This is a genomic window from Anaerococcus tetradius ATCC 35098 (genome assembly GCF_000159095.1).
In the GTDB taxonomy this organism is placed as follows: Bacteria; Bacillota; Clostridia; order Tissierellales; family Peptoniphilaceae; genus Anaerococcus; species Anaerococcus tetradius.
The window spans coordinates 1-662 of the sequence record NZ_GG666340.1; the positions used below are offsets into that span (position 1 = coordinate 1).

Below are 662 nucleotides of genomic sequence, written 5' to 3' on the forward strand. Positions count from 1 at the left end.
AACAAACAAAAAAAATGATATAATTATAGTTAAAATGAGATATTGTGAGGTGATTTTTGTGTCTAAAATAAATGTAGAAGGATCAGAAATTAGCATTATTGCCATAGATAATAGAGATTATATTTCTTTAACCGACATGGTTAGAAATGTTGAAAATGGTGTGGCACTAATAGAAAAATGGCTAAGGAATAAAAATACAATTGAATTTTTAGGAATATGGGAAGAAATGTATAATGCGAATTTTAATTCCACCGAATTCGAGGGAATTAAAAATGAAGCAGGTTTTAATCGTTTTATTTTATCGGTTAAACAATGGGTCAATAAGACGAATTCTATCGGAATTGTTGCCAAAGCAGGAAGATATGGTGGAACATATGCACATAAAGACATAGCTTTTGAATTTGCGTCGTGGGTATCACCTTATTTTAAGCTCTATCTTATTAAAGAGTTTGAGCGCTTAAAAGAAGAAGAACAAAAACAATTAGGTTGGGATATCAAGAGGAATTTAGCTAAAATAAATTACAAAATTCATACAGATGCAATTAAGAATAAACTTGTCCCTGAGAAATTATCAAAGGAAAGAATAAACTATATCTATGCAAGTGAAGCAGATATATTAAATGTAGCTTTGTTTGGAATGACAGCAAAAGAATGGCGTGAAA

1 protein-coding gene is annotated in these 662 nt (G+C 29.9%); it reads left to right on the forward strand.

All coding sequences use genetic code 11. The features are described 5' to 3' along the window. Positions 1-58: 58 nt before the first annotated feature. Positions 59-662: KilA-N domain-containing protein (locus HMPREF0077_RS10055; protein ID WP_040349813.1), on the forward strand; the 604-nt coding region annotated here is incomplete at its 3' end.